This window comes from Actinomycetota bacterium (genome assembly GCA_035540895.1).
Taxonomy (GTDB): domain Bacteria; phylum Actinomycetota; class JAICYB01; order JAICYB01; family JAICYB01; genus DATLFR01.
In genome coordinates, this window is the sequence record DATLFR010000161.1 from 1 (window position 1) to 11,148 (window position 11,148).

Sequence of the window (11,148 nt, forward strand, 5' to 3'; positions counted from 1 at the left end):
GACCGCCCGATTCACCGCCTCGCCCACCCCCTTCGGCCCACCCTTGCAGTGCATCCCGAAGTAGGACGCCACCATCGCCGCTATCAACCCGAAGACGCCTGCCTTCATGAGGGCCACCCATAGGTCCGCCGTCTGGGCCAGGAGCGAGAACGAGGCGAGGTAGGCGCCCGGCGTCCCTCCCTGGACCAGGACGTTGAAGACGTAGCCCCCGGCCACGCCGGCCACGGACACGAACCCGTTGAGCAGGACGGCCACGACGACGGCGGCCAGGATGCGAGGGACTATCAACCGATGGACCGGGTCCACCGCCAGGACCTCCATCGCCGCGATCTCGTCGCGGACCTTGCGGGAGCCTAGATCGGCCGTCATCGCCGACCCACCGGCTCCCGATATCAGCAGGGCGGTCGCGATCGGAGCCGCCTCACGGACCACCGCGAGCACCATGGCCGCCCCCGTCTGGGACTGGGCGCCGAGCTGCCGGGACACGTTCCCGACCTGCAGGGCTATCGTCGCGCCGAACGCTATCGAGACCAGGATGACCGGGACGATCGAGACCGCGACGATGAACCAGGAGATCCGCAGGAACTCGGCGACCGGCCACGGACGGCGGAGGAAGACCCGGAAGGCGTCGAGCGTGAGCGCGAACATGTTGCCGGTCTCACGCGCCACCCCGGCTATCAAGCGTCCCTCCCGGTCACGACGCGGCGGCCGCCCTCTCCCCCGCGTCCTTCTCCTCGGACATGCCGATCGGACCGTCGGTCGTGCCGTTGAGGAACTGCGTGACCACCTTCTCCTTGCTCGTGAACATGTCCTTGCGGGAGCCGAACTTCACGAGCTTGCGGGCGAAGATCAACCCGATGTGGTCGGGGACCGTCCGGGCCGTCTCGATGTGGTGGGTGACGATGACGATCGTCGGTCCCAGGCGCCTCTTCAGGTCGAGCGTGAGCATGTTCAGGTAGGCCGTCCGCACGGGGTCGAGCCCGGAGTCGGGCTCGTCGAACAGGAGGATCTCGGGCTCGAGCACGAGCGCCCGGGCCAGGCCCGCCCGCTTCTTCATCCCGCCGGAGATCTCGGCCGGGTACTTCCTCTCCGCTCCCGAGAGCCCCACGAGCTCCAGCTTCTCGGAGACGATCTGGCGGATCGTGCCCTCGGACAGGTCCGTGTGCTCGCGCAGCGGGAAGGCGACGTTGTCGGCGACGGTCATGGAGCCGAAGAGCGCGCCGTCCTGGAAGAGGACCCCGAACTTCTTGCGGACCTCGAAGAGCTCCTTCTCCTTCAGGGTCGGTATGTCGTGCTCGCCCACGTAGACGTGTCCGGCGGTGGGCTTGAGCAGGCCCACGAAATGCTTCAGCAGGACCGACTTGCCGGTGCCGGACGGTCCCAGGATCACGGTGATCTCACCCTTCGGGACGTCGAACGTGACGTCCTCCCAGATCGTCTGGGAGCCGAAGCGCTTCGTCAGCCCGACGACGGAGATCGCGACCCCGGGGGGTGCGGCCATTCCCCTCCTCTCCCCACGTTGGACGAAATCCTACAAGAGGCCGCCCGGATGCACGGGCGTTCGAAGAGGACGACCGGCGGCCGATCGGGGCCGGCCGCCGGTCAGGGAGAGCTGAGGGTCAGGCGGGGCAGGCCGCCTGGAAGTTCGCGAAGTCGACGCGGTCGCTGACGGCGTCGCCGACCCCGGGGCCGCGGCCGCTGGGTCCGGTCGACGAGCCCCACCAGTTGCGCTGCGCATCGATGGGGGCGCCTCCCTCGTTGTAGAGGCCGTACGCGCTGTGACCGGATATGCAGCTCTGTGTCACCCGGGCGGCGGACCCGCCCGAGAAGAACGCCACCCCGTAGTCCCCGTTGTTGGTGATGCGGGTCCGTTCGACGGTCGGGCTCGAGCCGCTGTACGCGATGATCCCGTACGTGTGCCACCCCGCTCCTCGGTTCTCGGCTATCCGGGAGTCGCTGATGCTCGCGCTGGCCTCCCACATCGAGATGCCCCCGGAGTCGTTGCCGGTTATCTCGACCTGCGAGAGGACGGGAGCCGCGGACGCTATCTCCATGCCGAACCTGCCTCCGTCGCGGATGCGGGTCCCGATCAGCACGGGAGCCCCCTCGTGGACGGAGAACCCGACCGAAGAGCTGTTGGAGATGGTGACGGGGACGCCTCCGGCGGTCCTCTCCAACCGGGGGCTCGACCGGTGGCCCTGGATGCCGTACCCGTTCCGGTCGATGGTGGACCCCTTCAGGGTCGGGCTCGCCGCCCACAGCTGCAGCCCGGTGCCGTTCGACGATATGTCGTTGGCGAGCAGGTCCGGCTGGATGGAGTCGAGGTGGATCCCGACGCCGTTGTTGACGGCGGCGGAGTTCGACACCACGGGCCGGGTGACGAGTCCGGACCTGATCGAGAGCCCCGTCGGGTTGCGCGTCGCCGTCGTCGTGGTGATCGTGAAGCTGGACGCGTCGGAGCGCAGACCGACGCTGCGGTGGTCGGAGAGCAGCGATGAGGAGACCGTCCCCGAGCTGTTCACGAGGTGGATCCCGTCGACGTTGCCTCGGAGCGTGGCTCCGCTGATCGCTATCCCGGTGGAGTCGTAGAAGGTCAACAGACCCTGCATCGTGGTCGCGCCGCGGGCCCCCGAGGTCATCGTCCTCCCCGCGATCGCCGCGCCGTTCGCGCGGTAGAAGTACACCCGCTCATGGGGGCGCAGCGCACCGTCGACGTTGATCCCGTTGACCGTGTTGCCGGTCATCAACGGGACGCTCGGCGCGGCTTCGTGCGGGACCGAGATGCCGATGTCGTTGTCGTCGAGCTGGTTGCGCTGGAGGCGGACGGTCCCCTGGTTGACGGAGAGGCCGACCGACGACATCTGCGTCACCCGGTTCTCCGCCAGCGTCGCGGCGGACACCCCCTCGGGCGTGTCCGCGGACACCGAGATCCCGGACCTCCCATCACCGGAGATCTCGTTCCCGGCCACGGTGACCCGTCCGTCGTCGACGGTCCAGACCGAGAGCCCCACGCCCCACGAGTCGTCGTGCAGCGTGACCACGTTGTCCGTTACGTCGAGCGCTCCGGTCGAGGCGTCCTGGTCCTGATGTGACAGGGCCAACGCCACCGAGCTCCACTGGCGCACCTCCACCTCGTTGTGGGTGAGGGCGATCGCGGCCGTCCCGGGGTCCTGGTACGTCCGGATGCCGTGAGCCCCCCACCAGTAGCCCTGGGTCGAGATGGAGTTCCCATCCACGGCCACGGGCTCCCGAGGAGACCCCACGGTGAGCCCGGACGACCAGTTCGTGATCGACGTGTCGGTGAACCCCCCATCGGAGGTCTCGAGCCTGGCTCCCTCGGTGTAGCCCCCGTTCTCGGGACCACGCATCTCGGACCCATCGATGTCGACGGAGCTGTCCCGGGTCAGGACGCCGTAGTGGTGGTTGGTGAGGCTGCTCGCGTCCACCAGGAGCCCGTCGGCTTCGAGCCGGCTCTCCCACAGCGCGAGGGTGTACGTCAGCGGGTAGGAGGATGCGTGCGCCTGACGCGTCGTCGTCATCGTCACGTCCCGCAGCTGGGCGTCCGACGCGGCGAGCGTCGCGGTCACGTCGTGGAGGTCCGTGTCGCTGAGCTGAAGGACCGGTCGGGCGTCCGACCCCGGGGCCGGGGCGGACACCAGCTGCACCGGGTACGTGGGCGCCGCCTGGGGAGCCAGGGACACATGAGCGACGATCGAGGACCGGCGCGGGTCGAACCTCAGCCCGAGCGGCCCTTCGTACTCAGCCAGGTCGAAGGTGCGGAGCGCCCCGGTCACGACGATCCTCTGGGCGACGACGTTGTCGCGGATCACCGCGCCGGCCTCGGCCAGCGGGCCGGAGACGGCGGGAGGCGCGGGAGGGTCGTCCGGGAGCCGGTGGTAGGGGTACAGCGCGGTGTAGGCGGTCCAGTAGGCGTCGTACCAAGCGAGCTGGGCGAGCTCCTCGGCCGAGCGGATCTCGTTCAGGCGCGGCTGGACCGCCTCGTCGTAGATGCGCTGTCGCACATCCGTGTCCCGGACCTCCAGCTTCGTCCCGTACAGGTTCAGAGAACCCTCGGGCGTGATGATCACGGACCCGTCGACGATCAGGTGCAGCCCGACGAGCGTCACCTCTCGGTCGATCACGAGCGGTCCGGGCACCAGGATCGGTGCGGCGGGCGGGGCCACGGTCGTGGCCGCGGCCCTCGACCGGGCTTCGAGCATCTCGAGAACGGAACCGGACGCGGCCCGGAGGACCTCCCGGTCCGCAGCCCATGCCCCGTGCGTCGCCGTCAGTACGAGTGCCGCTGCGAGCGCGCAGCCGAGCACGCGCCGGATAGCCGTGATGCCCATCACGTCCCCCTTCAGCCCAGAGAACCCCAGGCTCACGGGTTCGCCTCGGAGGGACGGTGTCCTGCCATAACGGACACGCCCCCGGGGGGTCCCCCCCGACGTCTGCGAGGACGGCCCTAGGCGTACCGGGGGTCGGACCGTTCGGGGTCCAGGCCGAACCGTTCGATCGCGTCGGCCACGGTCTGCGGCTTCACGTCTCCGGCCAGCGCCAGCGCGTGGAGCGCGGCGACGACGGTGTGCTCGGCGTCCACCTCGAAGTGGCGCCGGAGGGCGGGGCGGGTGTCCGACCGCCCGTAGCCGTCGGTGCCCAGGGGGACGAACGGACCCGGCACCCATCGTCCGATCTGGTCGGGCACCGCCTTCATGAAGTCCCCGACCGCCACGACCGGGCCGCCGTCCGACAGGGACCGCGTCACGTACGGCACCCGCGCCTCCTCGGTCGGGTGGAGCCGGTTCCATCGCTCGGCCTCGAGGGCGTCGTCTCGCAGCATCTGGTAGGAGGTGGCGCTCCACACGTCGGCAGCGACCCCGAACTCGGCCAGGAGCTCCTGGGCCCGCAGCGCCTCGAGCACGATCGGACCCGATCCCAGCACCTGCACCCGCGGACCCTCGGCGTCGGAGGTCTTGAACCGGTACAGGCCGCGGATGATGCCGTCCTCGACCCCCTCGGGCATCGGCGGCATCCGGAACTGCTCGTTGTACAGGGTGAGGTAGTAGAAGACGTCCTCCCCCTCGTCGACCATCCGGCGCAGTCCCTCGCGGACGACGACCCCGACCTCGTAGGCGAAGGCCGGGTCGTACGAGTAGCAGTTCGGGACGGCCGAGGCGAGCAGGAGGCTGTGGCCGTCCTGGTGCTGGAGCCCCTCTCCGGACAGCGTCGTACGTCCCGCGGTGGCTCCCAGCAGGAACCCGCGCCCGCGCTGGTCGCCGAACGACCAGATGAGGTCCATCACCCTCTGGAAACCGAACATGGAGTAGAAGATGAAGAACGGCACCATGAGCTCGCCGTGGGTGGAGTACGAGGTCCCGGCGGCGGTGAGCATGGCCATCGAGCCGGCCTCGGTGATCCCCTCCTCGAGCAGCTGCCCCGTCTCCGACTCCAGGTACGGCATCAGGGTGCCCACATCGACGGGCTCGTAGGTCTGGCCGAGCGGGTTGTAGATCTTGATGGCCTTGAACAGCGACTCCATCCCGAAGGTGCGGGCCTCGTCCGGGATGATCGGGACGATCCGCTTGCCCAGGTTGGGGTCCCGGAGCAGCTGGCGCAGGAGCCGGACGAACGCCTGAGTGGTCGCGGCGTCCTGCTCGCCGGATCCCTTCCCCAGCTCGGTGTACACGTCCGGACCGGGCAGCTCCGGGCGCGTGTAGCGGACCACACGCTTCGGCAGCGGACCACCCAGCACCTCGCGACGCCACTTCATGTACTCGACGACCTCGCTGTCCTCTCCGGGGTGGTAGTAGGGGAGGTCCTCGATCTCGCTGTCAGAGATGGGGAGCCCGAGGCGGTCGCGGAACTTCCGGAGGTCGGTGTCCGTCATCTTCTTCGCCTGGTGCGTGACGTTCCGGGCCTCGATGTCCTCCCCGAGCGTCCATCCCTTCACGGTCTTGGCGAGGATGACGGTCGGTTGGTCCTTCAGCTCCGTCGCCACCTTGTAGGCGGCGTACAGCTTCCGGTAGTCGTGGCCTCCCCGGCGCAGCCGGCGCAGGTCGGAGTCGGACAGGTGGGAGACCATCTCGCGGAGCCGGGGGTCCGGACCGAAGAAGTTCTCACGGATGTAGGCCCCGGACTCGACCGCGTACTTCTGGAACTCGCCGTCGACGGTCGTGTCCATCTTGTTCACGAGGACACCGTCGACGTCGCGGGCGAGCAGGTCGTCCCACTCCCGGCCCCAGACGACCTTGATCACGTGCCAGCCGGCCCCCCGGAAGAGACGCTCGAGCTCCTGGATCACCTTCCCGTTGCCGCGGACGGGGCCGTCCAGGCGCTGGAGGTTGCAGTTGATGACGAGGATCATGTTGTCGAGGCGCTCGCGCGCGGCGAGCGAGAGCCCGGCTATGGACTCGGGCTCGTCCATCTCGCCGTCGCCCGCGAACATCCACACCCGCTGCTCGGAGGTGTCCTTGAACCCGCGCGCGTGCAGGTACCTGTTGAAGCGGGCCTGATAGATCGAGTTCAGCAACCCGAGTCCCATCGAGACGGTGGGGAACTCCCAGAACTCCGGCATCAGCCGCGGGTGCGGGTACGAGGAGAGCCCGCCTCCCGCGGCCTCCTGGCGGAAACGGTCGAGCTGCTCGGGGGACAGCCGCCCCTCGAGATAGGCCCGCGCGTACATCCCCGGCGAGGCGTGCCCCTGGTAGAAGATCTGGTCTCCCCCGCCGGGGTGGCTCTTGCCACGGAAGAAGTGGTTGAACCCGACCTCGTACAGCGACGCGGCGGACGCGTACGTGGAGAGGTGGCCGCCGATCCCCGGAGCCTTGCGGTTCGCGCGCATCACCATGATCGCGGCGTTCCAGCGGATCAGCCGGCGGATCCGCCGCTCCATCTCCTCGTCGCCCGGGAACGGGGGCTCCTCCTCGGGGGCGATCGAGTTCACGTAGTGGGTCGCGACCATCGGCGGCATCCCGATCTGCAGCCGGCGGGCCTCCCCAAGCACGCGCCGCAGGACGTACCCGGCGCGGGTGGCGCCCTTGCTGGTGGCGAGGTCCTGGAGGGCCTCGATCCACTCGCCCGTGATCTGGGGGTCGATGTCGGGGAGCTGGTCGCGGTACTCGTCAAAGGTCATGGGTCCACCCTACCCCCGCCGCCCAGCCGTGTCGGCAGGGGGCCCTCTGGGCGCCCGCTTGACGCGCACGTGGCCTGCCGCGCCCGAGCGCGAGGTGTGGGCGATAGCTCGGCGCGACCGGGAGTTATCGCCCGCACCTGATGAAGGGGGCGGGTCGGGCCAGTCAGCGGTGGTCGGCCGTGGCGTCGCGATGCCCGGATCGAGCACCTTGCGCAGGCAGCGTCTCGAGGGCCTGGAACGGATGATCTACCGGAGGCCTGTGATCTCGAGAGTTGACGGATCGTGTGCCGCCGAGCTTAGGGACCCGTATGGTTGGTTCGTGATGACTCCTCACGCACCTCCGAGGGGCGGCATCGCCGCGCGGTTCGTGCGCGACGGGTACATCGTGCTCCCGGACGTGCTCGCCGCCGACGAGGTGGCCGAGCTGCGGGACGAGGCCACGGCGATCTGTCGAGGGCTGCGGGGCGAGATCGGCGGCGTCGAGCCTCCGCGGCCCGGCGAGGATGACGACGAGGTGCTGCGCCGGTACCTGTGCATCCACTTCCCGCACAAGGTGTCGGACGTGATGATGCGCTACCTCGCCCACCCGCTCGTGGTGGAGGCGCTGACCCAGGTGATCGGTCCGGACGTGAAGGCCATGCAGTCGATGCTGTTCATAAAGCCGTCCGGCAAGCCCGGACAGGCCTGGCATCAGGACGAGTACTTCATCCCCACCCGAGACCGCTCGCTGACCGCCGCGTGGATCGCCCTGGACGACGCGACGGTGGACAACGGGTGTCTGTGGGTGATCCCCGGCTCCCACGCGCCCGGCGTGATCTACCCGCAGCGGGAGCACGGGGACGGACGGTTCGACTGCGCGGGGGAGGCCTACGAGTTCCCCTACTCCGACGACGACGCGGTCCCCGTGGAGTTGGCAGCGGGGTCGGCCGTCCTGTTCAACGGGTACCTGCTGCACAGGTCGCTGCCTAACACGTCCGGTCGCTACCGTCGCGCGCTCGCCTGCCACTACATGAGCGCCTCCTCGCTGCTCCCGTGGTACCTCCCGGGTCCGGACGAAGGGATGGCGAACACCGATATGCGCGACATCGTGATGGTGGCCGGCCGGGACCCCTACGCGTGGAAGGGGATCACGGACATCAACCGCCCCCACGTGCGCCCGTCCGGCGAGGGCGGGTGCGGCAACGAGCGCAACAACATGTCCTAGGGCCAGACGGGGCCCACCTCCCGCAGCCCGTCGGTTCCTCGCAGCCACTCGTAGCTCCATGCGCTCGTGGGGCCGTCGTCCGTCGTCGCCTCCACCACCACCCGCCTGTACAGCTCGCCCTCGCTCTCGACCTCGTCGAGCAGGGAGAGGGCCTCGTCCGGGCGGTCCAGGTGCAGCACCGAACCCTCGATCCGCCCGCCATGGCCGAACAGGGCTGCGGGGTATCCCAGGCCCGTGTCGTAGAGCCGGCCGGGCACGGATGCGGGGGTGGCTGCCCGGACGAACTGCTCCACCACGTGGTGGAGCCGGGAGCCGGGGCGCAACAGGCCGTATACGAAGACGCGATCGGTCACACCCACACCGTCTCGTAGCGGAGCGCGGGCAGGGACGCGGAGTCGACCAGCTCGTCCCCGGCCCTCAGCTCCACCGCCTCGAGCGGCTGGGAGTGGGGGAACGAGACCATCCAGTGCGACCACGTCCCACTGTGGTGGACGAGCCGAGGGATCCCCATGCCGGTGACCGTCGATCCGCTCCGCACCGAGAGGTGTCCGAACCCGCCTCGGTGCCTGAGATGGACGAGGACACGGTCGCTCCACCGGGTCACCGCGTGGACCCTCATGACGCCCGCCGGCGAACGCAGGGTCAGGTCGCACGGGAGGGCCTCTCGCAGCTCCGTCCGTGGCTGCGAGGTCAACGCGTCCAGCCACGACTCACGCAGCGCGTCGCACCCGGGACACCGTCCCGGCTCCTGCAGGTGCTCCTGGAGGGCGCCGCAGGTCGCGCACCCGGGAGGGCGGCGCAGGCGGACCCCCCTGCGCGACGAGAGGTCGATCGTGAGCTCGACCCGTCCGTCGGCGGGGTGGTCGGTCTGGACGTGCACCACCGTCGCCCCCGCCGGCGGACGGTCGAAGGCTATCGGGTAGTGCGCGAGCTCCGGCTCCGGACGGGCGCCCCGGTCGTGGCGCTTCAGCGGCACGCGGCCCTGCGGGGTTGCCGCGACCGCGCCCCACGGCCAGCGCCACGGACCGTCCATCAGCTGGACCCCGGTCCGGCCCGGCGCCTCGAACACATCGAGCTCCACGCAGGTCGTCCACCTCGTGGCACAGGCCGCCCAGAGGCGGCGGTCGCCGTCCGGGGGCAGGGGGACGCCGATCGCGTAGGTCCGAGGCCTGCCCTTCGGCTCCGAACGCGGCCCGGCGTTCACGTCCGGAGTCGGCGAGCCAGGTACACGAGCGGGTGGACGGCCTCCCTGCCCGTGAGGTCCGCGATCTGGTGCCGGCAGGAGGTCCCCGTGGCGACCACCTCGGCTCCCTCCGCCTCGCGCACGGCCGGGGCGAGCACGCGCTCCCCCATGGCCACGGACAGGTGGTAGCGCTCCTCGCGGTAACCGAACCCGCCGGCCATCCCGCAGCACCCGGCGTCGGGCTCCGTGATCTCCGCTCCCGCGGCCGCGAGGGCCACGCGGGTGTCGGCCGTCCCCCAGAGGGCCTTCTGGTGGCAGTGCCCGTGCAGCAGGACCGCTCCCCCCTGCTCGTAGTCGAGACCGAGCTCGGACACGTACGCCTCGGCCGGGCGCGATCTGGCGACGATGTCGGACACGTCCTCGATGAGGTGCGGCCAGTCGTCGGTGACCGCGGACAGGCAGGAGGGCTCGCAGAACAGGATCGGCCCGTCGGTCGACCGCAGGACCCGGGCCGCCCGCTCGGCCGCCCGCCTGGCGCGCCCGATGTAACCCTCGGACAGCATCGTGCGTCCGCAGCACCCCGCGTCGACGAGGCCCAGCGTGCGTCCGGCTCGAGCCACCAGATCGCGCGCTGCCTCCCCCACCTCCGGCTCCTGGTAGGTCGTGAAGCAGTCCGCGAACAGGAGAGCGTCCCCGTCGCGCGCCATCCTCCGCGTGAGCGGCTCCCGAGCGAGGGGCGGCAGCTCGCGCTGCAGCGCGATGCCGAGCCGTCGCTTGAAAGCCGTCGTGGACATCACGCGGTTGACGAGCCGGGGCGTGCGGGAACCGGCTGCGGCGAGCTCCCGGAGCCTGGCCGTCATCGCCTGGAGGGGCGTGGCTCCCTCAGCCCGGCGGGTCATGTCCATCCACTCCGACTTCAACCGGGCCAGGTCGACCTGCGCCGGACACTCGGTCTTGCACGCCTTGCACCCGACGCAGGTGCCCATCACCTCGTGCGCCTCGGGGGTCGAGAGGTCGCCCGGGTCCAGCTCGCCGGCCACCACGCTGCGTAGCAGGTTGGCTCGGGCCCGGGTGGAGTGCTCCTCCAGTCCGGTCGCCGCCGCCGGTGGGCACATCGTGCCCTGGAGCCGCTTGCGGCAGGCGCCCGCCCCGAAGCACCGCTCGGCGGCGGCGGCGAACCCGCCCTGATCGGCGTAGGAGAAGGAGGTGGCGGGCACCCGGCGGGTGTAGCCGGGTCCGTACCGCAGGTCCTCGGTCGGACGCGGTCCCTCGACGACCTTGCCGGGGTTGAGCAGGTCGGCCGGGTCGAAGGCGGCCTTGATGGCCCGGAGCTGTCCGTACAGGGCCGGCCCGAAGAGGCGCTCGTTCCAGTAGGCGCGGGCAAGTCCGTCGCCGTGCTCGCCGCACAGGTCCCCGCCCCAGGCGTTCACGAGGTCCACGGCGTCCGCCATCAGGCGCTCGAGCTTCGTCAGGTCCGAAGCGCTCGTCAGATCGAGGAACGGGCGCGTGTGGATCAGCCCGGTCGAGGCGTGGCCGTACCAGACGACATCGGTGCCGTACCGGGAGAAGAGCGCGTCGAGCTCCCGGATGTAGCCGGGCAGCCGCTCGACCGCGACGATCGTGTCCTCG

Annotated in this window: 7 protein-coding genes and 1 pseudogene; 1 reads left to right on the plus strand and 7 read right to left on the minus strand. The window is 70.3% G+C overall.

Annotated elements, in window-relative coordinates; genetic code table 11:
* From VM840_09395 to aceE, 4 genes and pseudogenes are all read right to left on the minus strand, one after another.
* Positions 1–648, minus strand: a 648-nt coding sequence (locus tag VM840_09395) for an ABC transporter permease (GenBank protein ID HVL81792.1), incomplete at its 3' end; no start/stop codon positions are given.
* Between the two features lie 52 nt (positions 649–700).
* A pseudogene (locus VM840_09400) lies at positions 701–1,501 on the minus strand (ABC transporter ATP-binding protein).
* A gap of 118 nt (positions 1,502–1,619) precedes the next feature.
* A complete protein-coding gene (locus tag VM840_09405) occupies positions 1,620–4,385 on the minus strand; it encodes a right-handed parallel beta-helix repeat-containing protein (GenBank protein HVL81793.1) in 2,766 nt (921 codons plus the stop codon).
* Between the two features lie 80 nt (positions 4,386–4,465).
* Positions 4,466–7,132, minus strand: a complete 2,667-nt coding sequence (gene aceE, locus VM840_09410; GenBank protein HVL81794.1) for a pyruvate dehydrogenase (acetyl-transferring), homodimeric type — start codon at positions 7,130–7,132, stop codon at positions 4,466–4,468.
* 322 nt (positions 7,133–7,454) lie between these two features.
* On the opposite strand from aceE, the gene VM840_09415 reads away from it, so the two are divergent.
* On the plus strand, positions 7,455–8,336 hold the full coding sequence (locus tag VM840_09415) for a phytanoyl-CoA dioxygenase family protein (GenBank protein HVL81795.1): 882 nt from the start codon (positions 7,455–7,457) through the stop codon (positions 8,334–8,336).
* Here VM840_09415 and VM840_09420 read toward each other — a convergent pair.
* From VM840_09420 to VM840_09430, 3 genes are all read right to left on the minus strand, one after another.
* Positions 8,333–8,689, minus strand: a complete 357-nt coding sequence (locus VM840_09420; protein HVL81796.1) for a gamma-glutamylcyclotransferase family protein — start codon at positions 8,687–8,689, stop codon at positions 8,333–8,335. The genes VM840_09415 and VM840_09420 overlap by 4 nt on opposite strands.
* The gene (locus tag VM840_09425; protein HVL81797.1) at positions 8,686–9,540 is read right to left on the minus strand and encodes a hypothetical protein; all 855 of its coding nucleotides are present in this window, start codon (positions 9,538–9,540) and stop codon (positions 8,686–8,688) included. Before VM840_09425 ends, VM840_09420 begins: the two co-directional genes overlap by 4 nt.
* The coding region (locus VM840_09430; GenBank protein HVL81798.1) for an FAD-linked oxidase C-terminal domain-containing protein at positions 9,537–11,148 on the minus strand (1,612 nt) is incomplete at its 5' end. The genes VM840_09425 and VM840_09430, both read right to left, overlap by 4 nt.